The organism is Halodesulfurarchaeum formicicum, from assembly GCF_001886955.1.
Classification (GTDB): Archaea; Halobacteriota; Halobacteria; order Halobacteriales; family Halobacteriaceae; genus Halodesulfurarchaeum; species Halodesulfurarchaeum formicicum.
On the sequence record NZ_CP016804.1, the window covers coordinates 578,264 to 604,949 of the forward strand.

A 26,686-nucleotide genomic window follows, 5' to 3' on the forward strand; every position below is an offset into this window, starting at 1 on the left:
TCGGTGAAACGGGGATATACCCCTTAGTTATTGACGGCGTGTCCGAGGATTTTTCGGAGCGTACCCGGTCTGGCGCTTCGTGAGGCTGTTCTTACTTCCCGTGGGTCTCTGTGTCAGGACTGTAAGCGACCAGTTCCTTACGAATAGGCGACGTATGAAACGGTAATCGCGGTCGGTCCGATGCCTGCTCGCCACCGCCCGACTACTCGACAGTGACGCTCTTTGCGAGGTTCCGCGGCTTGTCGATGGACCGCTCCAGATGGGCAGCGGCGTGATACGCGACGAGTTGCAACTGCACGTTTGCCAGCACGGGCACGAGATCAGGATGCGTTCCGGGGACCGTTATCGTCTCGTCGGCCGTACTGACGATGTCGGTCATCGACCGCGGCGTGACCGCGACAACCGGGGCACCCCGGGTCTGAACCTCGCTGATGCTACTCCGGAGCTTGTCGGCGTCCCGACCCGAGGAGATGGCGAACACGGGCGTCTCCGACGTCACGAGCGCGAGTGGCCCGTGCTTTAGTTCACCTGCCGCGAACCCCTCGGCGTGCTTGTAGGTGATCTCCTTGAACTTCAGCGCTCCCTCCAGTGCGACCGGATACGCGTTCCCCCGGCCGATGAAGAAGCTTCCCCCATCGCCGAGATACTGCGTGCCAACGTGCTCGGCCCGTGACGTGTCGAGCACCGCCTGGACCTGCTGTGGGAGATCTGCAAGCGCATCGAGCAACTCGGACTGACGCGATGGTTTCGAGCCGGTCACATCGTCAGCCAATCGAAGGCCCAGGAGCAGTAGCGCCACCACCTGTGAGGAGAACGTCTTGGTGGCCGCGACGCCGATCTCGGGTCCGGCGCGGATGAAAAGCGCGTCGTCAGACTCGCGGGCGGCACTGGAACCGACGACGTTGGTCACTGTGAGCGTTCGGGCGCCGTTTCCCTGGGCGACCCGCATCGCTTCGAGCGTGTCGGCCGTCTCGCCGCTCTGTGTCACACTAATTACGAGCGTCCCATCGTCAACCGGCGGTGGGTAGACGGCGTACTCGCTCGCCAGATACGACGTGGACGGGATGCCCCATTGGGACAGGAGCTGCTCGCCGTACATGGCTGCATGGTAGGAGGTGCCACACGCGACGAACTGCACGTTCGTCACATCGGTGAACGTCCCCGGCGGGAAGTCCTTCAGCGCGACCTTGCCGTCCTTGATACGGCCTTCGAGGGTCTGCCGGAGCGCCATCGGTTGCTCCTGGATCTCCTTGAGCATGAAGTGGTCGTAGCCAGCCTTCTCGGCGGATTCGGCAGCCCAGTCGATGGTCTCGACCGGCCGGTCGATCTCTCGCCCCTCGCTGTCGGCGATGCGGTAGCCGTCCCGATCGACGACGACGATGTCCCCGTCCTCGAGGTAGACGACCTGATCGGTGAACTCGATGAACGCCGGGGCGTCACTCGCGAGATAGTTCTGCCCGTCGCCGACCCCCAGAACCAGCGGCGACCCGTCACGGGTGGCGTACACGTGTTTTTCCCCGTCGACGACCATCGCCAACGCGTAACTACCGTCCAACCTGCCGACTGCGTGACGGAACGCCGCCTCGGGGCGTTCCCCGTCATCGAGTCGTTCCTCGATGAGATGCGGGACGACCTCGGTATCGGTGTCACTGGTAAACTCGTGGCCTCGCTCCGTTAGTTCGGCCCGGAGCTGGTCGTGGTTCTCGATGATGCCATTGTGGACCACCGCGACGGTCCCGGAACAGTCCGTGTGGGGATGGGCGTTATCGTCAGACGGCGGCCCGTGGGTGCTCCAGCGAGTGTGTCCGATGCCGACGTCTCCGCGCAGCCGATTCGTTCGAGCGCTCCCCTTCAGGGTAGCGACTTCGCCCTCGCTTTTCGACACCTCGATGCCGGACCCGTTTGCCAGCGCCAGCCCGGCCGAATCATATCCCCGGTACTCCAGGTTTTCCAGGCTTTGCAGCACTGTATCACTGACATCCTCACTCCCGACACACGCGGTGATGCCACACATCAGTCGATCACCCCCGCGACGCTGTCAGACAACCGAACCCGAATCGACGGGAGCGGTTCCCGGGTCGTCGGATTCGTGGTCGTGTGTCGTGCCGTGTCGGGAATTTCGAATGATAGCATCTGTCGTGACAACCTCGATAGTATCGAGAAGGCTCTCGCGTGGTATTGTTATGAACAGGAATTCGAGGCTAGCTTCGAGTAATCGGCCTATACGGCCACGGATCCGGGCGAAGGCGTTTCTGCCTGGTGTCGGGCCCATGGCTGATCGGGGAACTGTTTACTGAACTATCCTCACGGGGCTTCCGAAACGATCCGCAGATCGCCCTCAAACCGATTCTCACGGAATGGGACCGAGCGCTCTCGACGCCGGATTCGGGCGGTTCGTGTGAAACAACTGCATTACAATATGTGACTACGTTGAATTGAGATTCATGGACCGAAATCTCTCCCCAGAGGCAGAACTTACAGTTTCCGTTCCCACTTCCCGCTCCGATCCTATCCGGGTGTCCGAATTCGGCTGTGTCCAGGGTCCTTCAGTCCATTTCATGGAATTTGTACATCCATGATTGAACGCAGGCCGAGTGAATCTGCACACAAAGACCGCAGCACGAACGGGCGGCATAACCCAGCGACAATCCAATGAACGAAGCACCAGAAACGGTGTCCGAAGGGCGTATCGACCCGGATACCACGAACCCCGACACGACCTGTGCGAGCGGGGGTATCGAATCAGATCACCAGCCGAAAGCAGAGACTACCGGCGATATGAACGTCGATTCGACCGACCCCGTGGCGCGAGGAGGGTTGCCGCTCGACGAAACGTTCGAACTACTGCGTAACCAGCGCCGCCGCTATGTGCTCCAGTATCTCGAATCACAGCCCGGCCAGGTATCGCTGAGCGAGCTGGCCGAGCAGATTGCGGCCTGGGAGAACGAAAAAGAAATCAGACAGATCACCTCCAGTGAGCGAAAGCGGGTGTACGTCGGACTCTACCAGTGTCACCTGCCGAAGATGGACGGCATGGACGTCATTTCGTTCAACAAACCCCGGGGGTTGATCGAACTCGGAGCGAACGCCGACGCGGTCGAACCGTACCTGCAGCGCCCCGCAACTACAGACCGGCTGTCCGGGCTCCGCGTCGGTCTCCCGGTCATCGGCCTCTCCCTGGTGCCCATGGCGATACTACTGCAGTCTCAATCGATGCTCTCGCTACTCGCCGCGCTGGCTGTCATCGTGGTGGCCACCCTCGGTGGCGTTGGGATGCTTCTCCGATCGGGCGGCGATCCTGACGTGGCGACCGACACAACGGCGGTCACATGAACGCCAATGAACACGCCTCTGGCCCGGTAATCCCTGCTTTATGTGGGCATTACTCGGGGAATCGAATACATAACAATGGGGTAAACTCGTCAACGAAATGTATGGACACATTCGGCCGAACCCTCACGCAAACTACTCAAGGACGATGAGTTCCTCCGATTCGGCCGGGCTGAGCACGGACCAGATATTCGAGATACTCAGTAGTCAACGCCGGCGGATGGTTCTCTATTATCTCCGCCAGCATGGGGGGTCGGCGACGATGAGCGACCTCGCCGATCAGATCGCGGCCTGGGAGAACGAGACCGAGATCGACGAGTTGACGAGCCAGGAACGAAAGCGCGTGTACGTCTCACTGTACCAGACCCACCTCCCGAAACTCGCCTCCACCAACCTGATCGATTATGACTCCGACGAGGGGGATGTCAGACTCACCGACCGGGCGACAGAGATGGACGCCTTTCTCAGCCCCAAGCAGCGCTCGGGGTACTCCTGGCGTCGACACTACTTCGCACTCCTGCTTCTCGCTGGTGCCCTGATGGTGATCGGGGTGATCGTAACGCCACTTTTCGGACCAAACGTGTTGCCGCTTTTGGTTGGCGGCATCTTGATCGGCTATCTGGTGACAGTCGGGGTCGAGTACTGGTACCACCGGAAACAGCAGTCGACGGTACCGGTCGAGCTCGTCCCCGACGACCAGTGAGTCAGTTTTCAGATTGCTGTGACGGTGGTAGTCGCGGGGACTGAGCCTACCGCCAGTCCGAGAGTTGCCGAACTGACGAGGGAGATGCGATGATGAACTCGGCGTCCGTGAGGTGCTCGTCCTCACTGGGGAGAAAGATGAATTGTTCCCCGTCCTCTTCGACGTGGATGGCGGTCAACGGTTCGTGCTCGTAGCCCAGGTCCGTCGACGGGTCCGGGTTGACGTCGACGGTCTCCCACGCGCCTCTCTCGGGCTCACCCATCGAGACCCCTCCTGGTATTGAGCCCAGCAGTTGTCGTCTTAGATTGCCGCACAGGTTCGTCCGTCCATCCGTCTCGAATCTGCATACTGGTAGGAATCGGTTTACGGGATTAACGGTTCTGGCCGGATACGTACGGCGTTGTTACGGGATAGTTGTGGAACCATTTCAGCGACTGGTAGGACTTCCCATAGCGGAGAAAGATCGTCTTACTCGACGAGAAAAATCGCCGGTACTGAAACACCGGGCGCGATCGACGAGCTGAATTCGGCTCGTTGGTGGGGCCTCGAACCTCGGCAGCGAATCCGACTACCCGGCTGTTTGTGTCCCAGTCTTTGGACTCGTTGAGACTGCCTACTGGGCCCCATGTCTGTTGGAGGTGGCTTGCGAGCCGGTAAGTGCCGTATACCTGAGTGGCCGGATCATGTATCCTACGTCGTGACGGAGAGTCCCGCCAGATCGGGTCGAACAATCGTGACTGTGTCGCTGGGAAAATACCTTCATGGACAACTATCAGATGAGCCACGATGACTGGCGGACGGAAACGGTGAGAGGGGGCCAATGAGTACAGACTGGGACGAGATCGGGTACGTAATCAGCTCGACCTACCGAATCAGGGTTCTCCAGCGGTTGGCCGACTCGGCAGCACCGACCTCGAAGATCGCCGAGGATATCGGCTGTGCCAACTCCCACGTTTCACGCGCGTTGAACGACCTCCGTGAGCGTGGGCTCGTCGATCTCCTCGTGCCGGAGTCTCGGAAGAAAGGCCGTATCTACGGTATCACCGACCGTGGCCGCGAGATCTGGGAGACCATCGAGGCACAGAACCTGGTCTAAGAAACGGTGGTTTTCACTTCTCGTCGTCGTCCGGAATGAGCATTTCTGGGGTCCGCTCGTACTTCGAGGCCGAGAGGAACTCGGAGATTCGCCGTCGGTCCTTCTCGGTGAGCCCGTTCTGCATACTTCCGTGTACGGAACTCAGCCACCTAAGTAGACACAACTTACTGTCGCCAATTCGAGGCAACTGGGTACTATCTCGTCATAATTATCGATCTCGACGCCGTCTCGGGTTCTCGTGGACGGCCCAGGGAGAAATCGAGTCACTGATTGCCACGAGCTCGATCGTCGATCCTCGGCAAACTTCACCTTTCCAAGTCCCAATTTTGATCCCGACGACAATTTGACCTTCAAACTGTCCGGCGGCAATTGATGGGTCGCAACGCCACCCTGGGACGCCGTGTTCCCGCCGAGCGATTCGCCGGGATATCACCTGCTCCGGGTTGGAAGAACTCGGATGATAATCACGGGCATCTTGGTGCTCCCTCGTGGATCTCCTGGCTTACTGGTTCGAGGTCGATCCGGCGCTCTTTTCCCGTTAAGCACTTCGCTGAGGCCACGAGCGGTAATCTCGTCTGAACGCCGCATAGCACCTTTATTACAATGCACCTGACCCGTGTAGAATCGACTCGGATGTGCCAGTGCACGGTTGCATCCATGACTAACTATGGTCCGAAAATTCCGACGAAGTGACGAAGGGATGAAGGTACGAACAAACGACGGCGACTACGTCGGCACCATCGAAACGGTTCAGAGCGGTACGGCCCACGTGAAACCGGAGACAGGAATTTCAGACAGCATCCGCCAGCGTCTCGGCTGGGAGACGGAAGGGCAAGAGATGTTCGAACTGGACTCTTCGAGAGTGGCGTCGTTCGGAGACGATGCGGTTCACCTGAAGGACTGACGACACTGCCGGGGATAACTCCCGGTTCACCCCGCCTTCTGTAGCATCGCCTCAATATCGTCGAGGTGGCCATGTCCGACGACGGCGACTACCGACCCGTCCTGCCGGAGGGACTGGAGCCGCCTGACCATGTACCGCTCCCGCACCGCGTCCAGAAATGCTGTGGCCGCCGGCGGATCGAAACTCCGCAGAAGCGTCGTGCTCCGCCGCACGTGGGCCTGTTCGTGTTCGGCCTGGGTCCTTGGGGTGACGTCAGCCGGGAGGTCATACTCGTGGCGCTGTTCGAGATCCTCGACAGCGGGCGTGCCGGGGACGCCCAGTCCTGCCAGCCGCCCGACCAGGGCGTGTGCAGTTATTCGGCTAACGTCACCGACTGCCCGTAGCACGGTCGTCACTGACGGGCGCTCATTGCGGAGTTCGGCGAACAGTGACCGCCCAGTGCCACGGCCTGGCACGTCGATTCCGGTGAGCGAGCCATCTGTGGCGGCTATCGCGGCCGCCATCTCACCGCCGAGGCCCTCCTCAGCGCCGGTCGAGTCCTCGGCGGTCGCATCTTCGATGACCGGCAATAACAGGTCCGGGAGCTCGACGGCGACGGTCTCGGGCGCGACCGCATCGACGACCGCAACAGCGCGGTGGACACTTGCTGGGTGGTCGTGGACGACCCCGACCAACACTACCGGAGACGATCCCCCGTCGATGTGACGAACGTTCGACTCACTCACCCGCGGGTCCTTCTCCATGACAGTGCTGAGTTGGTCGGCGACCTGTTGGCTTCCCATAATCTACTGGACGGACGTAATGACCGTCTTACCAGGGTATAATCCTCTGGCTACTTAGGTAGCGCGCCCACCAAGGGCCCGCCCCACTCGTCGAATTGGCCGGCGAAAATGGCCACCGTTTCCTCGTCTGGATCGATAGTCCGCTGGGGGTTACATCGAATTGCCATCCAAGAATACACCGGTTCCAAACGCTCAGCGAGGGTGGCGAGATCTCGTTCGCTGTCGCGATGGGCAGCTAGTCGAGGGGGTTCAGGGTCAGGCGCTTCCCGTTATCGATACTGACCCGGAAGTTCGCGAAGTCAAACGAGATTTGGTCCGCTCCCTGGGGAGTCCCGCCCGCCCCCGTTTCGAAGAGGGCATCGAGTGCGTCCGGATCGAGCGCTTCGGCCAGCGGCGGGATCGACCAGGGTTTGGCGCCCTTGACCGTACTGACCGCCTGGACCACCGCCATACTTACCGGCTTGTTTTCCTCGATCTCGAATTCCATATCGGGGGCTTGTTCTCTGGCGGGAAAAGTGTCGCGAGTTCAATCCGAACGGCCGAAACATATTTAAGCCGGCGTGGGAATCGCCCGATGCGACGATGTCCGTGAGTGGGATACTCTCACGAGTGTCCCTATTTACCACCCGGGAACCGCTCACCGGTCGGCGTCGACGACTTCGCCAGGCTTCGTCCAGGTGTCGGTCGAGAGCATCACGCCGGGTTGCAGGCTCGTATTGATGCCGGTTTTGACACCGGGCCCGATGACGGCACCGAACTTTCGGCGGTTGGTCGGGCGGTCGTCGTCGCCTGCGTGCACGGGTTCGTCGTCGTGTCTGAGATTCGCCGTCACGGTGCCGGCCCCGAGATTTGCCCCGGGTCCGAGAATGCTGTCGCCGACGTAAGAGAGGTGGTTCGCGCTGGCACCCGAAAGCAGGAGACTATTTTTTACCTCGACAGCGTGACCGACGGCGGCGTCCGGGCCGACGACGGTCGGCCCGCGAATGTACGCGTTGGGGCCGATCGTCGCACCGTCTCGGATGAGGACGGGTCCGTCCACGACCACGCCGGCGTCGATTGTCGCGCCCGCCTCGACGGTGACCCGCCCGCGGAGTGACGCGTCCGCATGAACAGCGCCATTGACCGCCCGTTCGAGCGATTCCAGGGCCTGCTCGTTGGCCGAAAGCAGATCCCATGGGTACGCGACGTCCGCCCAGCTGTCAAACTCGACGGCGGTCACCGTCTCCCGGTCGACAAGCCGCCCGAGCACGTCGGTGAGTTCGCGTTCACCGCGTTCGCTCTCTTGGACGTCCAGCAGTTTCCGGGCCCCATCGGGGAACGCGTAGGCACCCGTGTTGGCGAGATTCGAGGGTGGGTTCGCTGGCTTCTCGACGATACCGGTGACGGTCCCGCCGTCCGTGGAGACCACACCGTAGGCCGAGGGATCGCTGACCCTGGTGTATCCGACCGCTGGAACGTGTTCAAATAGTCTCGCCAGATTCGCCGCGTCGTAGACGTTGTCACCGTTGAGGACGGCGAACGCGCCGTCCACGTGTGTCACCGCCATGGCGACGGCGTCGGCCGTCCCGGAGCGGGTTGGCTGGTGTGCATACTCGACTGGAACGCCACCGTACTCGGTTCCGAAAAACGACTCGACGTCGGTCGAGCGATAGCCGACTGTGAACACCAGTTTCTCGGCGCCGGCCGAGACAGCGGCGTCGGCAACGTGGGCAGCGAGCGGTCTGTCGGCCACTGGCAACATCGGTTTCGGTGCCCCATCCGTGAGGGGGCACATCCGGGTGCCCCGTCCGGCGGCGAGTATGATTACGTCCACGGACGAATTACCCGGCGGATCTGTTTTAGTATGGACAGGTTACGACGATTCCGAGCCGTAACACGCGGCGCTGCGGGCGGGTCTCACGTGGAGAACGACTCGTTCGACTTGGGTTGCGTCGAGCGGACTCCGTCGAGGAGGCCCCTCGACTCCTCGAGCAGTTCCGTCGCCCGCCGTTCGGTACGGGCTTCTGCCGTCAGCCGCACCAGCGGTTCGGTGCCGCTGGCCCGCACCAGAAACCAGCCATCGGCCGTGTCGACGCGGACCCCGTCGAGTTCCGTCACGTCGTCGTACCGTTCACGGACGCGATCCGTGATCGCTGCGACGATTGCGGAGCCGTCCGCTGACCGAACCGACTCCCGTTTCGTCACGAACCGGGGAAAGGAATCGGTTCGGTCGGAGAGCGTGCCCCCTCTCCCGAGGATATCGACGAGCCGGCACGCGGCGTAGTGGGCGTCGGGGGCCAGCGTCTCCGTAGGCCAGATCCAGGCCCCACTCGGTTCCCCACCGAAGACGACGCCGGGTTCGGCACACGCGGCCGCGACGTTTCCATCCCCGACTGCGGTCCGAACGACCGAGCCGCCCAGTTCGCCGACGACTGTATCGAGGAGCGCGCTCGCGTTGACGGGAGCGGCAACTACGCCATCGGTGGACAGCGCGTCAATCGCGAATAGCGTGAGCAGTTCGTCGCCCGAGACGAACCGTCCGGTCTCGTCGACGGCCATCAATCGATCGGCGTCACCGTCGTGGGCAATTCCGAGGTCGGCGTCACCATCACGGACGATCGTCGAAAGCTCAGTACAGTTGGCCGCGGTGGGCTCGCTCGGTCGTCCGGGGAACGACCCGTCTCGCTGGGCGTTGATCGCCGTCACGTCACATCCCCGCGCGAGCAGCGCTTCGACGGTCAGCTGGCCCGTTCCGTTGCCCAGATCGACGACGACCGAGAGCGACCCGCAGTCGCCTTTCGGGAGTGCTTCGAGGTGGCGTCGGCTTGCGTCCCGAACACGACGCACCGATCCCATCTGGGCCGGTGGCACGGTCAGCGCCGCCGTATCCTCGATTCGCCGGGACAGGGTCGCAGTCAGGTCAGGCCCGAACGCCTGGCCTGACCGCGTCCAGAACTTGAATCCGTTGTCTTCCGGCGGGTTGTGGGATGCCGTGACGACCAGCCCGGCCGAGGAGTCATACCAGTCGACGGCCCGTGCGACTGTGGGTGTGGACTCGATCCCGAGGGACACTACCTCGCTCCCTGCCTCCTGAGCGCCGGCGATCGCGGCCCACTCGAGTGCCGACCCGCTCGTTCTCGCGTCGCGGCCGACCACGATCCGGTCGGCCATCGAGCCGAGCGCCCGACCGAGGTCGAGGGCTAGCTGTCCCGTCACCGTCTCGCCGACTGGGCCCCGGATGCCACTCGTCCCGAACATAGCCGGTTGACGCCCGCGAGTTGTATCAGTATCAATTACCTACTGACTTTCTGGCAGGGTTTTGGTGAGTTCTTCTCGGTTTACCGCTTGGTAACTTGTCTGTACTAATGGCGCTCGCCGGACTGCTCGATACTATGTCGAACTCCCTCCCCGCAGCCGCAGGGCTCGGTTCCGCGGCTGCACGGCCGGGGCCGTCAGTCAGGCGCGGAGCGAAAGCGTTCATCACCTCGGGGTCGCGGGTGCTCCTCGTACGGGAACGCCATGCCGACGGCCGGGGATTCTGGACGTTCCCCGGAGGCGGGGCCCGGCCTCGGGAACCGCTGACCGACGCCGTCCGGCGCGAACTCGACGAAGAACTCGACTGTGTCGCCGTCGTTGGCAGTCCAGTCTCGCGGTTCTGGTACGCACACGTGAGTCGCCCGTCGACCGTGTCAGTTTACACCGTGTTTGACTGTGCAGTCGCCTCGGAGGTACACCCGGTCCGGGGTGAGGGAGTCCTCGAATCCCGGTGGGTCGATCCCGACCAACCGCCTGCGAGAACCCTCCCACAAGTTCGACACGTCCTTCGCGATCACGGGCCCTGACCGCTAGGCCCCTGCGTTGTGGGATCGTCTCCGAAGTCGTTCGCCGTGGGAGGATGTCAGAGATAGCCGAGTGATTCGAGCCGGTCCGCAACCGCTTCGTCGGTGTGTCGGCTGTCGACGTCGGCGGTTTCGCCGTCCGAACCGGTATGCGCAGACGGGTCGTCGTGTCGGTCGATTTCCCGTAGCAACTGGCCGAGCGCGAACGTGACGTATTCGTCGACGGTTTCAAAGTCAGTCCACGAGAGCCGGTCTGCGATGATCTGTGCGGTCCGTTCCGGTATCTCGACGGTTCGAGTCTCGTCTTCAGTGTCGTCGATCATGCGTGTGCCTCCGTTTCGAGAATCGTCTCGATCAACTGTGCGGTCACGTCGGGCTGGTCGGCGACCAGTCGGTCGCGGCGCTCACGGTAGTCGACCCGGTCGATACCTACCGCGAGCAGGTCCTCGACGGCACGAATCGCCTCGGTTTCGTCGGCGAACGACCGCAGGAGCCCGTACTGCTGTTCGAGCGCCTGGAACACGGGTTCGTCGTCCTCCCCAACCATCGTGTTCGTCCGAATGGCCGGGGTCCCGAGTATCGCAGCCTCGGTCGACATCGTCCCTGAGTCCCCCACGTAGAGGTCGGCGTAGTAGAGGACGTGGTGGATGTCGGACGGGTCGGTCGGCAACCGGTACTGCTGCAGGTCCTCCGGGAGGGTCGCTTCCGCGGAGATGAACACCCGACCCGCCTCCGAGAGCCGGTCGATTAGCGTTCGCAGGGCTTCGGGGGACAGACCCGCGTACCCGACGTCGTGGTAGGCGTCCCAGCCAGCGATCCGGACGACGAAGAACCGCTCTTCGGGGTCGATGCCGTGGGCTTCGAGGACGGCCGGATCCGGGTCGAAGTAGTTCGGATGCAGGTATGCCAACTCCTGGAAGTCAAGCGGGCGGCGCTTCCGGGCGTCGACGGACAGCTCGAAACTCTCGGGGGCACAGAGGGTGTCGACGAACGGGAGTGTGACACCGTGGTACACCAGCCGCAGCCACCGATTGTCGATGTGAGTGTCGCTGACGGCGACGTGTCGACAGCCGACGAGCGTCGCCACGTGAGCGGGAACGGGTCCGAGACGGCTCACGATGACGTCAGGCCTGAATCGTCGCGCGACCCCGAGCAGTCGGACCTCGCGAGCCAGCAACTCGATTGCCAGCGACGGCAGCGAATCCCCACGGGTCGAAAGCGGCCGATGGGCGATGCCGTAGGCATCCAGCAGGTCGACGGTGACCTCCTTCTCGCGGGACGTGACGAACGTCTCGTGGCCCCGTTCCCCGAGTTCGGCGATGGCGTTGCGGAACAGGTGGACCTGTGCGGGGTGGCCCACGTCGAACAGCACTCGGAGGCCCGTGTCCGTGTCGGTGGGCGTGGGCACGTCACTGTTTCCCGCTCGCTCGACACGCTGTTGTGTCACGGCCACTGGCCCCCGATGGTGTACACCGGCTGTTCGACCTCACTCGCGTTGACGGCGTCCCGACCGTCTAGGATGGGCGCGTCGAAGCGGTCCCAGTCCAGGTCGGCGAACTCGTCGTGTGGGGTCACGAGGACGACCGCGTCGACTGCTCGATCGGTGCTTTCCTCGAGTGTGAGCGGCTCGATGTCCCCGACGACGCTCCAATCGTCCAGCAGGGGGTCGACCGCGTACACCGTCGCCCCGCGCTCCCGGAGGTTCCGGACCAGAGGGATCGAGGGCGCGTTGCGGAGTTCGTTGATGTTGGCCTTGTAGGTCACTCCCAGCAGGAGCACTGACGCCGATTCGAGGGCGACGCCGTGAGCGTCCAGTATCGCTTCGAGGTTCGAGACGGTGTACTCGGGCATCGCGTCGTTGGTATCACGGGCCGCGGTCAGGAGCGACGAGTCGGTGTTGTACTGGTCGGTGAGGAAGTACGGGTAGACCGGGATGCAGTGACCGCCGACGCCGGGGCCCGGGTCGTGGATATCGCAGAACGGCTGGGTGTTGGCGACGTCGATGGCCTCGGTGACGTCGATGTCCATCGCGGGGTTATAGCGGGCGAGCTGGTTGGCCAGCGCGATGTTGACGTCCCGGTAGACCCCCTCGAACACCTTGACCGCCTCGGCGGTCGCCGCGTCGCTGGTCGGGACGACCTCGTTGTCGGATATCTCGCCGTAGACGAGTTCGGCCGCGCGGGTACTCTCCTCGTCGACACCGCCTACGACCTTGGGATGTGTGCCTCGCACGTCCTGCAGCGCCTGCCCGCTGACGGTTCGTTCGGGACAGGCCGCCGCGCCGAAGGCTGCGGGGTCCAGGCCGCTCGCGGCACTGAGATTCGGGACAACCCGGTCAGCCGTCGTGCGCGGGGGGACTGTCGATTCGACGAACACGACGTCTCCCGGTGACAGTCCCGCACCGACGGTTTCGACTACCTCGTCGAGGAGCGAGAGGTCCGGTTGTCGATCGTCGGTCAAAAGCGTCGGAACCATCAGCACGTGGACAGCAGCCTCCTCGGCGGCTGCTTCCCCGTCGGTCGTCGCCCGGAGGTCGTCGTTGTCGACGACCGCTGTGACGAGTTCGGCCAGTCCCGGCTCCCGCTTGACGTGCGTGTTTCCGGCGTTGATCGACTCGACGACTTCCGGATCGATATCGACGCCGATCGTGTTGCCGGTCACCTCCGCGTAGACCGCCGCCAGGGGCAGTCCCATCTTCCCGAGGCCGTAGACGGCTACAGGTACCTCGCCACTGGTGAACGCCGCGCGCTGGTCGGCCTCGGTTGCGGTGGTGTCGTACAGCCCGGAGTGGGCTCCGAGTGCGGGACTCATGGCGCCACCGTCTGGGGTTCCTCCAGTGCGTCCGCCTCGATCTCCTGGAGCAGCGCCAGCACCTCCAGGGCCGCTTCGGGCGTGACGACCGGCTCGGTGCCGGTTTCGGCTGCCTCGACGAACGACGCCAGTTCGGCCTTTAGCGGCTCGCCGGTCTCGACGATGGGTCGCTCGACGACGCTCTCGTGACGGTGTCGGATGTCGCCGTCGGCCTCGACGTATTCGGGGAAGGACCGCCGGTGAATTTCGACCGACTGGCTGATGAAGTCGACGTTCACCCGACAGGAGAGTGCCGTCAGCGAGAGCTGACGGATCTTCTGCTGGGTCACCCGGCTCGCCGTCAGGGTCGCCACGCTGTCGTTCTCGAACTTGAACTGGGCGGTTGCGTGGCGGTCGTCGTGGGCCACCGCCGAGAGGGACGTGACATCGTCATCGATCAGCGATAACAGGATGTCGAGGTCGTGGATCATGAGGTCCATCACGACGTTGTCCTCGTTGTCTCGGTCCAGCGGTGGGCCGAGACGGTCGATTTCGATGGCCACGACGTCAAGATCGGGTACCATCTCGACCAGCACCTGGGTCGCGGGATTGAACCGCTCGATGTGGCCGACCTGGAGTGTGACCCCCGCCTCGCGGGCCCGGGCAGCGAGTTCCCGCCCGCGCTCCAGGTCATCGACGAACGGTTTCTCGACGAGGACATCGACGCCGTGGTCGATACAGGCCGCGACCGCCTCGTAGTGGTGGGGGGTTGGGACCGCGACGGAGGCGACGTCGACTGCCTCCAGTAACTCGTCTCTGTCCATCGCGATGGCCCGGTAGTCCTCGGCCGTCCGCTTCGCCCGATCGGCGTCGACAGACGGTCGATTTCGATGGCCACGACGTCAAGATCGGGTACCATCTCGACCAGCACCTGGGTCGCGGGATTGAACCGCTCGATGTGGCCGACCTGAAGTGTGACCCCTGCCTCGCGGGCCCGCTCGGCGAGTTCGCGCCCACGGTTCAGGTCGTCGACGAACGGTTTTTCGACGAGAACATCGACGTCGCGGTCGATACAGGCCGCGACCGCGTCGTAATGGTGTGGCGTCGGGACCGCGACGGAAACAACATCGACTGCTTCCAGTAACTCGTCTCTGTCCATCGCGATGGCCCGGTAGTCTTCGGCCGTCCGCTTCGCCCGATCGGCGTCGACGTCGTGGACGCCCACCAGTGTCGTGTCCTGGAGTTCGCTGTACACCCGTGCGTGGTTCTGTCCCATGCTTCCGACCCCGATGACGCCGGCTGCGAGCCGCCCATCGAACGGTGGTCGGTCGCTCATCTGTCCCGTCCCCGGACGGTTTGCTGATCGTGTGGTCCTTGCATCTCTATCACGGGTGGGAATCAGCCGTCGAACCGGATTGTTATTCCCCGCTTGCGACTGGTAGGATGGGTCTGGTGTCCCACCGCCGCAGGGCTTTCTGACCGCCGCTCGCCACACGATATCGCGGGCAGTCACCCGTTTCTGCAGGGATTCGAACGTGACACGGGCAGTAATGCCCACCATTCTCGATCACTTCCCGCGAAGATGTCGCCACTGGTGTTGAACGCCTGTAAGCTGAGCATAACTAATCGGAACCCGTCGAAGGATCAGCCAACGTGAGACACGAATGGGATCGCTGGTAATCTCGGTGGATGCCGAACTGGGATGGGGGTTTTGCGACTACGAGGAGCCCCCAGTGTCGCGAGTGGACGCCGCCCGGACCGGCTGGCGGGTACTGCTTGACATCCTCGAGACACACGAGGTGCCGGCGACATGGGCCATCGTTGGACACCTCTTCCTGAACGAATGTGACGGCTTGCACGCCGAGCACCCGTCCGTCGAGGGCTGGTTCGAACGCGAACGGGGTCCCTGGAGTGGCCGGCCGGACCTTCGGTTCGGGACCGACCTCATCGGGGAGGTGGCCGACGGGAACGCTGCGCACGAACTTGCGTGTCACTCCTTTTCACACGTGCTGTTCGGCGCGCCCGAGACGACCCGTGAAATCGCGCGGGCGGAACTCGCGGCCGCAGTCGACGCCGGTCGCTCGATCGGCGTGGAGTTCGAGTCCTTCGTATTTCCTCGCAACTCGGTCGGCCACCGGGACCTCCTGGCGGCGTTCGGCTTCCGCAGTTATCGAGGGGCCGGAACCCAGTCGGAAGGACGCTTCCGGCGAATTGTCGGGAAACTGTTGACGATGAGTGGCCACAGCCAACTCCCGCTGGTGACCCCAACTGTCGACGAGTACGGCCTGGTGGACATCCCGCCCTCGATGTACCTCTTCGGGTTCGAGGATTGGCCGCGGCGTGTCACGACGGCACTGTGGGACGACCCGATCGTCCGGATGGCAAAACGGGGGATCGACCGCGCGTCCCGCGAGGAGGGGCTCTTTCACCTGTGGCTGCACCCGAACAACCTGCAGACGGATCGCGACCGCAGGCGCATTCATCGGATCGTCGCCTACGCGGCCGCCCAGCGTGATCGGTCCGACCTGCGGATCGAGACGATGGCCGACGTGGCCGCCCGCGTCGACAACCGGGACCGACCTGGTGGCGATAGCGAACGCGTTCGGCCACGCAACGTCACCTTCGGCCGATGAAGGCTCAGTTCCGCCCCACGACGCCCTGTACCGCGTTCAAGGTATCGCGGACGAACGGCCCGGGATCGTCCAGGCTGAGCAGGTCGAACCGGGGCTCTGAGATGAGCGAGGATGCGACGTTCCACACCTCGCCCGGAAGTGAGGGGCGCTCAGCGAGCGGGTAATCCTCCCGGATGATGCTGTGTAAGTAGACCAGTTCCCCGCGGAGCAGGTGACTCGTTGTTCCCGGTCGGTAGTCCGTGGGTCGGTTCACGGTGGGGTCCCGGGCGAGTTCCCAGTAGCGGACGGGGTAGTCGACTCCCGCGTGGACATCGACTGGGACGCTCGCCGGAATTCGGGGGTTAATCTCCAGGAGCTCGAATTCGCCGTCGTCGTTCTGGATGAACCCGGCGGAAGCAAGCCCCTCCCAGTCGAGTTCCGCGAGCAGCGCCCGCCCCGTCGCCGCTAATTTCGGGTTGTCGACTGCCTCGTGGTAGATGCTCGGCCCGCGGGCGTACTTGTACCCCCGGTGGAGTCGCTTCTGGGACGTGACCACCGGTTCGCCGTCTCGGTAGAGGCCGCGGAAGCAGTACTCGGGCCCGTCGACGTAGGCCTGTGCGATCGGCACGTGCCCCATCGACTCGATCAGGCCCTCGATGTCAGGTTCGACCCCCGGCTCCAGGAAGACCGTTTTCGGCGGTGCCACGGACTGGCCCGGGGGGACCCCGTCGACGGTGTCGGCCGTGAGGAAGGCGTACCGTCCCTTGACGATGCGGTTGCGGTCCCAGTTTTCGACCTCGTCGAGCGGTTTGGTGTCGGGGGCCGGGACGCCGGCCCGCTCGGCGGCGGCGAACAGTCGGTGGCGGTCGTGAACGTCCTGTAATTTGTCGAAGGAGGGCCAGGGCGTCCCGATGTGTTCGGCGAAGGCCTCGCGATGCTTTGCGAGGACGTAGATGTCTTCTTCCCGAACCGGGATGACCGCTTCGACGGCATCGTGGGCTGCAAGCTCGAGCAGCGCGTCCGCATAGCCATCGAGGTCCTCGGTCGGAGAGGGCACTACTGCCGTTTCATCGCAGTACCGCGAACTGAACGACGGGGGTGATTGCTTCTCGGAGACGGCAACGGTGTGGACACCGTGACGGCCCAAAGAGCGGATGGCGGTGACGGAGCCGGGTGTCCCAACTGCCGGGACGACAGCTGCTCCTTTGGATTCGTGTCCGGTCATACGTGTAATCGCGACCGCAACGGGGTAAGTAATGCAGCGACTAAGGCATGCAAGGGAGCGGCTTCAGGACGATTTCTGATGGGCGGCCACTTCCGCTCGAATGATGGCGACGATCTGCTGGCGGTCCTGTTCGTCGACATAGGGGTGGGTCGGAAGCGTGAGGATAGCACGCTGGAGCGCCGCGGCGCCGGGAAACGCCTCTGGGTCGAGGATCGGCCAGTCATACAGCGTTGTCGCCTGGATGCCGGCGTCGACGAGCGACGCCTTGATGCGGTCCCGCAGTGACTCTGACTCGAGCCGGATCGGATACCGGACGTACTGGAGCAATGTGAGCCCCTCAACGGGAGTTAGGTGCCTGATACCGCCAACGTCCGATAGCTCGGTGGCGTAGAACCGCGCCGTTCGCTCCCGTTGAGTCCGGTGGTTATCAAGGCGTTCGAACACCCGGTGGCCGACGGTTCCCTGGAAGTTCGACAGCGTCGCGAACTGGTCGCCGTACGCCACGTCGAACTTCTGCTCCGGGTGGGTTGTGGCTGGGGCTGACAGCCCGGCCGCATCCAGCAGGGTCCGGAGTCGTGAATAGACGTAGTAGGCCCGCGGCCGCGAGAACACCGTGTAACCGGCGAGTGCCCCGACGTTCACGTCGACCGCGGGGCGGTCGGCGTCGCTAAAGGAAAGTGCGGGGTTCTGGTTGACGACCATTCCGCCGCCCACCGGGATCGGTTTCCCCTGCTGGAAGTTCAGCACCGCACAATCGCCGAACGTGCCGAGGCGCTCCTGGTCGTACTCCGTCCCCAGCGCGTAGCCGAGCGCCTCGACGAGAAACGTGTTGTGGGTCCCACACTGCTCGGCAAGTTCGGCTATCGGTGACCCATAGCCCAGGACGTTGACGGCGACGAGGGCCAGCGGGTCCGATCGGAGTTCGGCCGCGACCGAGTCCTCGTCGGCGGCCAGCGTCTCCGGGTCGATGTCGTACCGGACCGCCTCCAGCCCGACTCCCTCGATGGCGTCGACGAAGTCGGAGCTGCAAAAGGCCGGCACCAGCACCGTTTCCCGGTCGTCTTCCTGCCGGGCCAACTCCTGGAGGCAGGCAGCAAGTGCGCGTCGGAACGAGGTGTAGGTCCCGCTGCCCTCGGCGTCGAGGGACGTTTCGATCGTCCGACGGAACTGGCCGCGTCCCTCGTTCCGGAACTGTCCGAGGAGTCCGGCACCGATGTCCGAGGCTCGCAGCGGCGTGACTGCAGGAGGGACCAGTCGCATCCGCCGTGACCGGCGCCGTCGGTCGGCCGGCCCGGTGGACTCACGTTGCATTACCCGTCCCGAGTGTGACCGGCAACTAAGGTACCGACAGCTTACCGCTGTCGCCCCCTGATGGCTCCTCGACTGGGCGAGGGACACCAGGTTTTCGCGTCCGCGAACCGTCGCTGACCGACCCGGTCGTGGCGAAATCGGATAACACCACCAGACAGATTTCGGCCCGTACAGGTCCGTTAAGGTGGGATTAACCCAGATATTGTCGATCCTACCACTGCCATGGTTGGTATTGTGTGGGTGTGATTGTGGGTGGAACGGGCCGCGATCTGTGCAGTCAACTCGTAACTACCTGGACTCCAAAATCAGGTAACTAGTCGTCAATCGGCAGGAATAACCGGTTTATCGTCCCAATCCTGCAGAAAGGGTCTTTGTAGTAAGTCCATCATTCCGGGCCATGGGAAATCGTAATGGTCCCGCTACCGAGGAGGAGTCGACTGGCGATGACGAGAAAGCCATTCCTATCACTCGCCGCCGGCTCGTTCAGCTCGCCGGGCTCGGGGTTACTGGAGCCACAGCGGCCGCGATGTCACAAGGTGCGAGCGCGGGGTCGTCCCCTGACAGGCTCGAAATCATCTCGTCTGGGAGCGAACGGATCGATTACTCGTTCACGACCACGGACAGCATCACGCCGATCGAGAACAACAGTTTCGTGTCGGCGGAGGCGGCCGAGGAGTCGGTGGTCGAGAACGATGACGGAACCGTAACCGTGACCGGTCGGATGGACCCGGGGTACGGCGACACATTCGAGATTAGCGGCGACGTCGTCGCGTTCCGGCCACAGACGGGCAGTTATCGGCTCTATTTGAACGGGGAGCGCATCTCGCGGTCGGATCTGGTGACCGACCGGACCCGTCGTCTGGAGATCACGACCCCCGATGACGGCTCCGTCGAGTACGCGATGACCACGTCGGGCGAGATCACGAAAGTGTTCGACAACGGGCCCCTCTCCGCCGAGGAGAGTAACGACACCATTACGGAGAACGACGACGGCACCTGGACGGTGACCGGACTGACGGGCAACGGCTACGGCGACACGTTCGAGTTTGCGGGCGAGGTGCTTGATTTCTCGCCGCTCACCGGCGAGTTCGCCCTCAAAGTCGATGGCGAGTCGGTCACGCCCCACGAGCTACTGGGCGAAAAGCGTGTTTACGACCGCGAGCACAGCTATTCCTTCGAGGGCGTCGGCGACGATTGGGCTGACGTCTACCTCGAAGTCGAGGAGAACGGGAAGCTGGTTGCCTCGACGTTGGACGGGGCGACGATCGATTCCGATTACTACTGGATCAGTGACGACGGCACGAAGGCCGCGGCACGTGTCTTCCCCGATGATCGGGACGCATTCCAGTTCGACAACCTGGTACTCGACGTGACCATCGACGGGACGGCCGATGCGTACGTCGACGGCAGGCAGTCGAAAGTCTCCCGGTACCCCCAGCCGGGGGCGAGCGGTGACGACTGGAAAGGCGGTTTCTTCTGGCAGGACGAAGAGACGACGACTGATACGACGACTGATTCGACAACCGACACGACAACCGATACGACGACTGATTCGACAACCGATACGACGACTGATACGACGACTGATACGACAACCGAAACGGGCACGGACGGCATCGGGATTGGCGGTGGGTCCGGATACGAGAACATCGTGACCCGCGAGGACGCCGACTACGTGGTTCAGAGCGCAAACGGCATTCAGGACGCCCTCGCCTCCGCGTCGTCTGGCGATATCGTCTTCGTTTCCGGGGACGCCGTCATCGACACCGGTGGGCGGTCCATGGACGTGCCCAGCGGCGTCACGCTGGCGTCGAACCGCGGCCTCGATGGCGCTCCCGGGGCACTGCTGCGCACCGACGAGACGCCCCAGATCATGCTGCGCCCGCAGGCCAACTCACGCGTAACTGGGCTGCGGCTCCGCGGACACTCTCCCGACAGAACCGTGACCCACCGGGACGGGATCTCCTTCGATACGCCCACGTACGCGATGCGTCTGGAGGGCGGCGACGTCGAAGTCGACAACTGCAAGGTGTGGGGATGGCCGGACCGTGCCATCTCCGTGCAGGAGGCCGGCTCACACGTCCACCACAACTACATCTTCGACAACAACGGCCAGGGCCTCGGCTACGGTGTGGCCGCGAACGACGAGTGTCTCATCGAGTACAACTACTTCCACAACAACCGCCACTCGGTGACCTGTGCCTACAACGCACCGGGGTACACCGCCCGGTACAACCACTTCTCGCCGGTCTCGGTGATGCACATCTGTGACGTTCACGATCCCTTCCAGGGCGACACGACCATCGAGTCGAACGTCATCGAGAACGGCGAGTCCCGGACGTGGGACAACCCCGCAGCAGAGGGTGTGGCAGGCTACTCCGGCGGCTTCGACGGCGGGTCGCTGACAGTGATGGACAACTGGTTCTTCGATCAGTCCACCGCCTACTTCGAGGACTTCGGGGCCGTCAGCGACAGCGGGAACGTCTACGGCGACGAGGGTGCTCACGACCCCGCCGATGTCATCCCGAACCACCCCGGTCTGGGCGACCGGCCGTGGCTCTGAGATCGGTCTCAGCGATACCCCAGGTCGCGTAAGTGGTCGGCGACGTCGTGCTCGGCGGGCCCGGTAGTGACTGGGGGCGGGTCTCGTGTGCCCTGATCCGTCGCGGTCGTTTCGACCCAGGGGACCCGCTTGACGGCGGGTAGCGGGCAGCCGACAGGGTGCTCGTAGAACCCCCACTCGCCGAAGGCCTCGCCGTGATCGGCGGTGATGGCGACCCGGTCGGCGTCGACGTTCTCGAGGAGAACCGTGACTTCGTCGAGCACCAGTCTGAGATTATCGAGGTAGTGATCCCAGACCGTCGCCTGGTCGATCTCCCCTCGACGTAGTGGCTCGAATGGTTCGGCACACGTCTCGGAGACTGGGTCTTCACTCTCGATAGCGTCGGCGATGTACGGCGCGTGTGGTTGCATGTAGTGGACGACGATTCGATCGACATCGGCCTCCCGCCCCACCGATATTGCCCGATCGGTGACGGCCTCTGGTGGGGTTATTCCGAGCCGCTCGCTTCGACTGTCTGCCCACACTTCATCGAGCAACCCGAACACTTCGGGTTCGACCGGGTTCCAGTCCGGCCAGGTAACTGGGGTCGCGACGTACTGCGGCGGCAACAACCGATTCCGGAGGACCTCTTCGGAGTGGGGGTTTGCGGTCACATACGCGGTTCGGGAGATGGAACTGGCGTATTTTCGGTCGAACGTGTGGGACACCCACTCGCTGGAGGTGCTGCCAGGTGACCAAATCGCCTCGCGCTCGTCGAGGAAGTCATACTCGTCAGCTACGGCCGCCAGCGCGTCGGTCCGGCAGGTGTCCAGTATGACCAGCAGGTCCCACTCTCGCTCGTAAGCCGGCGTCCCAAACCGCAGGCGAGTGCTGAGGGTCAACCAGAGCCCGACATAGAGATAGTAGGCCCCGAGCTGCAGGCCGCCGAGGATGTCCTCGTCCATTCGCTCACGAGTATCGGCGACCCAGGCCCGGACGTTCGTGGCCATGTGGGGTCGTGCTCGGCAGTGGGGAAAAGTAAATACGGGCTACCGACCCGGGGTCTGTCTGTGGCACAGCCGTGTCATCCGCCTCTCAGGCTGACGTCTCCCTCGGATGCGCTCAGATGGCGGTGGGCCGAACCTACTGCGCCGTACGACACTCATAACAAATGCGCTTCGCTGGATTGAACCCAACAGATGAACCGACGCCAACTCCTGCGACAGAGTGCAGTAACCGGAATTGTGGGGGTCACCGGCGTCGCCGTGTATCGCCAGGTCGTCGACCGCTTTTCGAACGAACCACCCCCGAATAGAGATACTGACACGGACCCGAACGGGGACGACCAGATCGAAACCCCAGCAGACCTGAGCCCGCCAGCCGAGGAGGAGCCGGTCCGTCACGGCGACGAATTCGGCACCGTCGTGGACGCCGTGAAGGCTGGTGCGGATCCCGAGGGAAACGAACCCATCGACGACTTCCTGAACGAGTATGCAGACGATGACACGCTCCTCTCGTTCCCGGCCGGAACCTACCTGCTCCCGCAGATCAGGCTCACCGAGTACGATCACCTCGGCGTTGTCGCGGCCCACGAGGAACACCCGACGTTCGTCGCGCCGGCGAACAGCTGTATCGATACCGACCCACACATCCAGTTCGACCAGATCACGAACTTCCTGCTGGAAGGGATCGACTTCGATTTCAGCCGGGATGGGGCCGGTGGCGCGGTCAACGTCATCGCGTCGGGTGACGCGACAGTCCGCGATGTCACCGCACAGGGCAGTTGTCGCCAACAGATCGCCATGTTTCGGATCGATATCCGTGACCCCGAGGGGACCGGCCTCGTCGAGCGGCTCCGGATGCAAAACGCCGAGAACAGCGGCTGGATGACCGGGGCCTACGTCGGGCAACGCCACTCCGGCGAGGTGACCTTCCGGGACTGCGAACTCAGTGAATTCACCGACAACGGGCTCTACGGCTCGGCACCCGGCGTTTCAGACGGTGGGGGCGGGACGGTCCACACGGAGGGCGGGCACTTCGAGAACAACAACGTCTCGAATATCCGCCTTGGGACGGATGGGTCGACGGCTCGCGACGACACCATCGTCGTCGAATCCGCGCCCAAAATCGATTCGATAAACCTCCGGGGCATCCGTTTCCGGCGGGGGAGCGGCCAACTGGTCGAGGACTGTGACATCCGGTTCGGGCCCGAGGTTACGAACAGTTTCGGTGCCATCGTCTTCCATGCCGACAACGGCGGCGCTCGGGTCGCCAACACACAGGTTACGATGGACAGCGATGACATCCCTGCCATCAAGGGGTTCTACCACTCCGGAGGCGGCGAGGGCGGGCCGACGTTCGAAAACCTGACCGTCGACGGCGAAGCGAAACGGGGGTACACCGTCCAACTGAACGGTCGGGACGGGACCGTCTTCAGGAACTGCACCATCGAACAACGGGGCGACCATCGTGACGGTATCCGTGTCGCCTACTCCGAGGGCTGTGAACTCGTCGATTCCCGCATCGACGTCTCCGGCTATCCGCTCATTCTCCGTGACTCGACGATGACCATCCGCAACACAACCTTCGTCACCCCCGACGGCGAGCGCCACGTCGACCATATGGAGGCCGGTCCGGGTGACTTCCGGCCGGGGACGTGGACATGAGGGAAGCCTGACCGATGCGCGAACGCCGTGATTCGCTGCCGGCGACTGTCGTCGCGAAAGTCCATCGGGAGGGACCGCTGTCGCTGCTTCGAGAAGGACCGGGATGGGTCGTTGGACACCTGCTCACGGCGGTCCAGCTCGCGTCGATACGACGGCTACGGCGGTTCCGATACCGCCGCGCTGGCCTGGTCGCCATTCCGGACCCAACGGCGACCATCGAGATCGACCCACAGGCAGTCACGCACATCGTCCCCCTCTCGCGATTCGAAACGTCGTTTCCCCGGCGGCTGCTGGGCACGGTCCGCGGTGGTGACTGGGACCGCAACCTCCCTCGCATCGAGAACCAACCGAAGTACCAGGCCTGTCAGGCCCGTGTGGCGGGCACTCCCTGGACGGACACCGGTATTGTCGATCACCTCGCGGCGGAACTTGAACGGGTTGACGCCGACACCATCGAGCACGGCTGTGACTCACGAGCAGCCCTGCGCCAGCGGTACGAGGGCGAGCGGGAGACGCTGTACCGGAGCCTCCGGGACGAGGGCTACGACCGGGCAGTGTCACCGGTCTGCTGTCGGGTTCACATCGGCCGCGACGGACGCCTGCTCTTCGGGAGCGGCGGCCGTCACCGGTTCTACCTCAGCCGGCTGCTCGGGATCGAGTCGGTGCCGGCCCAGGTGCTCTGTCGCCACCACGAGTGGCAAACTGTCCGGGATTCTGTCGCGACGGCCGACTCGCTGGCCGACCTGCCGCCCGAGGTCCGAACGCACCTCGATCACCCGGATCTGCGTGAGTTCCCGCTCGCTCGTGAAGCGCCTTCGGACGCTCGGCAAGCGGGACTCGTGGGATGATCACGACCGCGCTACGTACTCCAGTCCACGGGTCAGCAGGTCGTCGATCGGATCGGGAAGTCGATCGAGAACGGGGCGTATTTCGGCTGGGTCCAGCGCACCGGTAGCGACGGCGGTGACGGTGTAGACGAGCGCCCCCACCGGCGGCACGACGGTCAGCGCGAGCAGGTTCGACTCGATCACGTAGTCGAGTGAGAGGACCGGAACGGCCGTGACCGCCGCAGTGAGGATGATACGTCCTGGTCGGAAATCGGCGAGTGGGTTGAACCCGATCCGGTGGGCCGCCAGCAGCGTGAACGCCAGCATCGAAGAATACCCGACGCTGGTGGCGACAGCCGCACCGACCATTCCGTACCGTGGAATGAGTATGGCGTTCATCACGATGTTGACCGTCGCGGCGGCACCGATGGCCGCCAGGAGGATCAGCACCTGGCCGGAGCCCTGGGCGATGGCCTTCAGTGGGCGTGCGGCGGCGAAGGCGATTGTTCCCGGCAACAATATCAAAAGTGGTTGTGTCGCGACGACGAACGGGGCACCGTAGTACAGCCGCATAACGCGGGGGGCAAGCGTGGCCAGCCCGACGGCCAGCAACACGACCAGCAGGAGTATCTGGCGGGTCACGCGGCTCGAGAGTTCGGAAATCGCGTCCACCTCGTCGTCCGCCCAGAGGGCCGATGTCGAGTGCAACAACAACTGCTGGACGACGATTGGGACGAACCAGAGGTACTCCGCCATCGCCAGTGCCGCCTTGTAGAATCCCGTGGTCTGGCTGTCGGTCAGTGCCCGCAGCATCACCAGGTCGACGTGGTACAGTGACATCCCGAGCAGGACCAGCCCTACGTTGACCACGTTGAACGACATGAGTTTTCGGTAGGGCAGTGCGGGCGGGGACAGGAGGGTTCGCAGCGAGAGCTGGCGCAGGACGATGGTCACCGCCAGGACTGCGACAAGGAGGTTTGCGACCACGTGGCCCACCAGCATCCCTGCCACGCCGTGCCCGGCCAGTACGAGCGCGATGCCCACGGCGACGGTGCCGAACTTCTTGAGCACGGACAGCGGGCCCGAGAGGTGCTCGAACCCGAACCCGAGCACCGTGTGGGTACCGAATGCACGGATCTGGGAGACGATGACGAAGGGAACGAGCAGCAGGACATACCGGTCGAAGGCCGGGGCGAACAACCGCCCGGGCAACCCTGCCAGGGTCACGACCAGCAGGATTAGTGCCCCAACGAGAACGACACCCACGCCGATAAGGAAGTAGAACCGGACGACGGCCTCGGTCCAGCCGTCCCGGTTTCGACCCTCTCCCACGAACTTCTGGACCCCCTCCGTAATCGTCCCGCTGATGGGGATCATATAGAGGGAGAAGATGGACAACAGCACGGCGTAATCGCCGTAGCCACTCGGTCCGAGCAGCCGAACGATGACCGGGGTCGAGAGAACAGCGATGCCTGTCGCGATCACCTTGGCGCTGACAAGCGACAGAAATCGACGGAACAGGTTCTCAGTCCCCTTCATGGCGGGGTCGTTTTCATGGCGTCGTGGTGCCAGTCACCGACCCCACGCGACGGTCGGCTGGCATCGCGGAGCCGTCGGTGGGTCCGTGTCCGGCCTCGCTGGTCGCTGTCTAAATGGAAGCTTGCCATTCTCGTTTCCATATCGGGGAGGTACTTCTCTAAATGAACCCGGAAAGCACGGAAAGTTATGCTGCGGCTATCGACCACAGAGCCAATTTCGAGGCTGCAATCCAGAAACCAGAGTTGCGTTGCACGCACGAGGGACCTTCCGAAGCAGCTGGGATCGGTTCCGGCTGTCTGAAGCCCAGATGCGAGCCCAGCCAGGACGTCGCTGAACCGCTGACCAGCGGTAGTCATTTCATAACAAAACGTCCCCACGACGTTCCTTCCGAGTGAACTATCCATATGGATCGTCGCCAGCCCCTGCCTCTCACCGGACTCGATGACTCACAGGTTCCGAGCAGCCGCGACGGTCCCACTTGGAACCCTCACACCTGTTCTGGCCTGACAAACGTCGGTTCCCTCACAACCCGGGGTCCAAT

Annotated in this window: 23 protein-coding genes and 2 pseudogenes; 9 read left to right on the forward strand and 16 right to left on the reverse strand. The window is 63.5% G+C overall.

Annotated elements, in window-relative coordinates; all coding sequences use genetic code 11:
• Positions 1-202: 202 nt before the first annotated feature.
• Positions 203-2,014 carry a glutamine--fructose-6-phosphate transaminase (isomerizing) gene (gene glmS / locus HSR6_RS03035; RefSeq protein ID WP_071932766.1) on the reverse strand — a complete coding sequence of 604 codons (1,812 nt, stop codon included), beginning with the start codon at positions 2,012-2,014 and terminating at the stop codon, positions 203-205.
• A gap of 638 nt (positions 2,015-2,652) precedes the next feature.
• On the opposite strand from glmS, the gene HSR6_RS03040 reads away from it, so the two are divergent.
• On the forward strand, positions 2,653-3,333 hold the full coding sequence (locus HSR6_RS03040; protein WP_071932767.1) for a DUF7344 domain-containing protein: 681 nt from the start codon (positions 2,653-2,655) through the stop codon (positions 3,331-3,333).
• Between the two features lie 145 nt (positions 3,334-3,478).
• Positions 3,479-4,033: a DUF7344 domain-containing protein gene (locus tag HSR6_RS03045; RefSeq protein ID WP_071932768.1), complete on the forward strand. Its 555-nt coding sequence runs from the start codon at positions 3,479-3,481 to the stop codon at positions 4,031-4,033.
• Between the two features lie 46 nt (positions 4,034-4,079).
• Here the strand turns inward: HSR6_RS03045 and HSR6_RS03050 are convergent, their stop codons facing one another.
• Positions 4,080-4,295 carry a hypothetical protein gene (locus tag HSR6_RS03050; RefSeq protein ID WP_071932769.1) on the reverse strand — a complete coding sequence of 72 codons (216 nt, stop codon included), beginning with the start codon at positions 4,293-4,295 and terminating at the stop codon, positions 4,080-4,082.
• Positions 4,296-4,853: 558 nt separating this feature from the next.
• Between HSR6_RS03050 and HSR6_RS03055 the strand changes: the two genes are divergently transcribed.
• Together HSR6_RS03055 and HSR6_RS03060 are read left to right on the forward strand one after the other, a co-directional pair.
• Positions 4,854-5,129 (forward strand): helix-turn-helix domain-containing protein, encoded by a 276-nt coding sequence (locus tag HSR6_RS03055; protein ID WP_071932770.1) that lies wholly within the window; start codon positions 4,854-4,856, stop codon positions 5,127-5,129.
• 700 nt (positions 5,130-5,829) lie between these two features.
• Positions 5,830-6,033: a hypothetical protein gene (locus HSR6_RS03060; protein ID WP_233488550.1), complete on the forward strand. Its 204-nt coding sequence runs from the start codon at positions 5,830-5,832 to the stop codon at positions 6,031-6,033.
• A gap of 26 nt (positions 6,034-6,059) precedes the next feature.
• Here the strand turns inward: HSR6_RS03060 and HSR6_RS03065 are convergent, their stop codons facing one another.
• The 4 genes from HSR6_RS03065 to HSR6_RS03080 all read right to left on the reverse strand — a co-directional run bounded on the left by HSR6_RS03065 (position 6,060) and on the right by HSR6_RS03080 (position 10,052).
• Positions 6,060-6,815 carry a TraB/GumN family protein gene (locus HSR6_RS03065; protein WP_071932772.1) on the reverse strand — a complete coding sequence of 252 codons (756 nt, stop codon included), beginning with the start codon at positions 6,813-6,815 and terminating at the stop codon, positions 6,060-6,062.
• Between the two features lie 235 nt (positions 6,816-7,050).
• Positions 7,051-7,302, reverse strand: a complete 252-nt coding sequence (locus HSR6_RS03070) for a HalOD1 output domain-containing protein (protein ID WP_071932773.1) — start codon at positions 7,300-7,302, stop codon at positions 7,051-7,053.
• 150 nt (positions 7,303-7,452) lie between these two features.
• Positions 7,453-8,628, reverse strand: a complete 1,176-nt coding sequence (glmU, locus tag HSR6_RS03075; RefSeq protein ID WP_071932774.1) for a bifunctional sugar-1-phosphate nucleotidylyltransferase/acetyltransferase — start codon at positions 8,626-8,628, stop codon at positions 7,453-7,455.
• Positions 8,629-8,711: 83 nt separating this feature from the next.
• A complete protein-coding gene (locus tag HSR6_RS03080; protein WP_071932775.1) occupies positions 8,712-10,052 on the reverse strand; it encodes a phosphopentomutase/phosphoglucosamine mutase in 1,341 nt (446 codons plus the stop codon).
• Positions 10,053-10,159: 107 nt separating this feature from the next.
• Between HSR6_RS03080 and HSR6_RS03085 the strand changes: the two genes are divergently transcribed.
• The gene (locus HSR6_RS03085; RefSeq protein WP_071932776.1) at positions 10,160-10,636 is read left to right on the forward strand and encodes an NUDIX hydrolase; all 477 of its coding nucleotides are present in this window, start codon (positions 10,160-10,162) and stop codon (positions 10,634-10,636) included.
• A gap of 56 nt (positions 10,637-10,692) precedes the next feature.
• Here HSR6_RS03085 and HSR6_RS03090 read toward each other — a convergent pair whose 3' ends face one another.
• The 6 genes and pseudogenes from HSR6_RS03090 to HSR6_RS11380 form a co-directional block, all read right to left on the reverse strand.
• Positions 10,693-10,956 carry a hypothetical protein gene (locus HSR6_RS03090; protein WP_071932777.1) on the reverse strand — a complete coding sequence of 88 codons (264 nt, stop codon included), beginning with the start codon at positions 10,954-10,956 and terminating at the stop codon, positions 10,693-10,695.
• The gene (locus HSR6_RS03095; protein ID WP_158514131.1) at positions 10,953-12,080 is read right to left on the reverse strand and encodes a DUF354 domain-containing protein; all 1,128 of its coding nucleotides are present in this window, start codon (positions 12,078-12,080) and stop codon (positions 10,953-10,955) included. The genes HSR6_RS03090 and HSR6_RS03095 overlap by 4 nt, the downstream gene beginning before the upstream one ends.
• A complete protein-coding gene (locus HSR6_RS03100) occupies positions 12,077-13,444 on the reverse strand; it encodes a nucleotide sugar dehydrogenase (RefSeq protein WP_071932778.1) in 1,368 nt (455 codons plus the stop codon). The genes HSR6_RS03095 and HSR6_RS03100 overlap by 4 nt, the downstream gene beginning before the upstream one ends.
• Positions 13,441-14,007 (reverse strand): Gfo/Idh/MocA family protein, encoded by a 567-nt coding sequence (locus tag HSR6_RS03105; RefSeq protein WP_394327140.1) that lies wholly within the window; start codon positions 14,005-14,007, stop codon positions 13,441-13,443. The genes HSR6_RS03100 and HSR6_RS03105 overlap by 4 nt, the downstream gene beginning before the upstream one ends.
• A gap of 51 nt (positions 14,008-14,058) precedes the next feature.
• Positions 14,059-14,283: pseudogene (locus HSR6_RS11375) on the reverse strand (Gfo/Idh/MocA family oxidoreductase); the annotation flags it as partial.
• 158 nt (positions 14,284-14,441) lie between these two features.
• A pseudogene (locus HSR6_RS11380) lies at positions 14,442-14,984 on the reverse strand (Gfo/Idh/MocA family protein); the annotation flags it as partial.
• 103 nt (positions 14,985-15,087) lie between these two features.
• Between HSR6_RS11380 and HSR6_RS03115 the strand changes: the two are divergent.
• Positions 15,088-16,056, forward strand: a complete 969-nt coding sequence (locus HSR6_RS03115) for a polysaccharide deacetylase family protein (protein WP_083426085.1) — start codon at positions 15,088-15,090, stop codon at positions 16,054-16,056.
• A 4-nt stretch (positions 16,057-16,060) separates the two neighbouring features.
• Here HSR6_RS03115 and HSR6_RS03120 read toward each other — a convergent pair whose 3' ends face one another.
• Both HSR6_RS03120 and HSR6_RS03125 read right to left on the reverse strand, forming a co-directional pair.
• Positions 16,061-17,260: a carboxylate--amine ligase gene (locus HSR6_RS03120; protein WP_071932781.1), complete on the reverse strand. Its 1,200-nt coding sequence runs from the start codon at positions 17,258-17,260 to the stop codon at positions 16,061-16,063.
• Positions 17,261-17,323: 63 nt separating this feature from the next.
• Positions 17,324-18,571 carry a DegT/DnrJ/EryC1/StrS family aminotransferase gene (locus HSR6_RS03125; protein ID WP_071932782.1) on the reverse strand — a complete coding sequence of 416 codons (1,248 nt, stop codon included), beginning with the start codon at positions 18,569-18,571 and terminating at the stop codon, positions 17,324-17,326.
• A gap of 397 nt (positions 18,572-18,968) precedes the next feature.
• On the opposite strand from HSR6_RS03125, the gene HSR6_RS03130 reads away from it, so the two are divergent.
• Complete coding sequence (locus HSR6_RS03130; RefSeq protein ID WP_071932783.1) at positions 18,969-21,134, forward strand: right-handed parallel beta-helix repeat-containing protein; 2,166 nt, start codon at positions 18,969-18,971, stop codon at positions 21,132-21,134.
• Positions 21,135-21,142: 8 nt separating this feature from the next.
• Here HSR6_RS03130 and HSR6_RS03135 read toward each other — a convergent pair whose 3' ends face one another.
• Positions 21,143-22,123, reverse strand: coding sequence for an alkaline phosphatase family protein (locus HSR6_RS03135; RefSeq protein ID WP_071932784.1), 981 nt, complete (start codon positions 22,121-22,123; stop codon positions 21,143-21,145).
• 189 nt (positions 22,124-22,312) lie between these two features.
• Between HSR6_RS03135 and HSR6_RS03140 the strand changes: the two genes are divergently transcribed.
• Positions 22,313-23,779 carry a right-handed parallel beta-helix repeat-containing protein gene (locus HSR6_RS03140; RefSeq protein WP_071932785.1) on the forward strand — a complete coding sequence of 489 codons (1,467 nt, stop codon included), beginning with the start codon at positions 22,313-22,315 and terminating at the stop codon, positions 23,777-23,779.
• 14 nt (positions 23,780-23,793) lie between these two features.
• The gene (locus tag HSR6_RS03145; protein WP_071932786.1) at positions 23,794-24,627 is read left to right on the forward strand and encodes a hypothetical protein; all 834 of its coding nucleotides are present in this window, start codon (positions 23,794-23,796) and stop codon (positions 24,625-24,627) included.
• On the opposite strand, the gene HSR6_RS03150 is transcribed toward HSR6_RS03145, so the two are convergent.
• Positions 24,628-26,145 carry an oligosaccharide flippase family protein gene (locus HSR6_RS03150; protein ID WP_071932787.1) on the reverse strand — a complete coding sequence of 506 codons (1,518 nt, stop codon included), beginning with the start codon at positions 26,143-26,145 and terminating at the stop codon, positions 24,628-24,630.
• Positions 26,146-26,686 lie beyond the last annotated feature (541 nt).

What these genes read in the sequence shown, in the direction of transcription:
- HSR6_RS03130 (WP_071932783.1), top strand. Translation starts at nt 18,969, where the DNA reads ATGGGAAATCGTAATGGTCCCGCTACCGAGGAGGAGTCGACTGGCGAT.
- HSR6_RS03055 (WP_071932770.1), top strand. Translation starts at nt 4,854, where the DNA reads ATGAGTACAGACTGGGACGAGATCGGGTACGTAATCAGCTCGACCTAC.
- HSR6_RS03125 (WP_071932782.1), bottom strand. Translation starts at nt 18,571, where the DNA reads ATGCAACGTGAGTCCACCGGGCCGGCCGACCGACGGCGCCGGTCACGG.
- HSR6_RS03080 (WP_071932775.1), bottom strand. Translation starts at nt 10,052, where the DNA reads ATGTTCGGGACGAGTGGCATCCGGGGCCCAGTCGGCGAGACGGTGACG.
- HSR6_RS03045 (WP_071932768.1), top strand. Translation starts at nt 3,479, where the DNA reads ATGAGTTCCTCCGATTCGGCCGGGCTGAGCACGGACCAGATATTCGAG.
- HSR6_RS03070 (WP_071932773.1), bottom strand. Translation starts at nt 7,302, where the DNA reads ATGGAATTCGAGATCGAGGAAAACAAGCCGGTAAGTATGGCGGTGGTC.
- HSR6_RS03085 (WP_071932776.1), top strand. Translation starts at nt 10,160, where the DNA reads ATGGCGCTCGCCGGACTGCTCGATACTATGTCGAACTCCCTCCCCGCA.
- HSR6_RS03120 (WP_071932781.1), bottom strand. Translation starts at nt 17,260, where the DNA reads ATGACCGGACACGAATCCAAAGGAGCAGCTGTCGTCCCGGCAGTTGGG.
- HSR6_RS03090 (WP_071932777.1), bottom strand. Translation starts at nt 10,956, where the DNA reads ATGATCGACGACACTGAAGACGAGACTCGAACCGTCGAGATACCGGAA.
- HSR6_RS03040 (WP_071932767.1), top strand. Translation starts at nt 2,653, where the DNA reads ATGAACGAAGCACCAGAAACGGTGTCCGAAGGGCGTATCGACCCGGAT.
- HSR6_RS03060 (WP_233488550.1), top strand. Translation starts at nt 5,830, where the DNA reads ATGAAGGTACGAACAAACGACGGCGACTACGTCGGCACCATCGAAACG.
- HSR6_RS03135 (WP_071932784.1), bottom strand. Translation starts at nt 22,123, where the DNA reads ATGGCCACGAACGTCCGGGCCTGGGTCGCCGATACTCGTGAGCGAATG.
- HSR6_RS03115 (WP_083426085.1), top strand. Translation starts at nt 15,088, where the DNA reads ATGGGATCGCTGGTAATCTCGGTGGATGCCGAACTGGGATGGGGGTTT.
- HSR6_RS03100 (WP_071932778.1), bottom strand. Translation starts at nt 13,444, where the DNA reads ATGAGTCCCGCACTCGGAGCCCACTCCGGGCTGTACGACACCACCGCA.
- HSR6_RS03150 (WP_071932787.1), bottom strand. Translation starts at nt 26,145, where the DNA reads ATGAAGGGGACTGAGAACCTGTTCCGTCGATTTCTGTCGCTTGTCAGC.
- HSR6_RS03050 (WP_071932769.1), bottom strand. Translation starts at nt 4,295, where the DNA reads ATGGGTGAGCCCGAGAGAGGCGCGTGGGAGACCGTCGACGTCAACCCG.
- HSR6_RS03065 (WP_071932772.1), bottom strand. Translation starts at nt 6,815, where the DNA reads ATGGGAAGCCAACAGGTCGCCGACCAACTCAGCACTGTCATGGAGAAG.
- glmS (WP_071932766.1), bottom strand. Translation starts at nt 2,014, where the DNA reads ATGTGTGGCATCACCGCGTGTGTCGGGAGTGAGGATGTCAGTGATACA.
- HSR6_RS03145 (WP_071932786.1), top strand. Translation starts at nt 23,794, where the DNA reads ATGCGCGAACGCCGTGATTCGCTGCCGGCGACTGTCGTCGCGAAAGTC.
- HSR6_RS03105 (WP_394327140.1), bottom strand. Translation starts at nt 14,007, where the DNA reads ATGGTACCCGATCTTGACGTCGTGGCCATCGAAATCGACCGTCTCGGC.
- HSR6_RS03140 (WP_071932785.1), top strand. Translation starts at nt 22,313, where the DNA reads ATGAACCGACGCCAACTCCTGCGACAGAGTGCAGTAACCGGAATTGTG.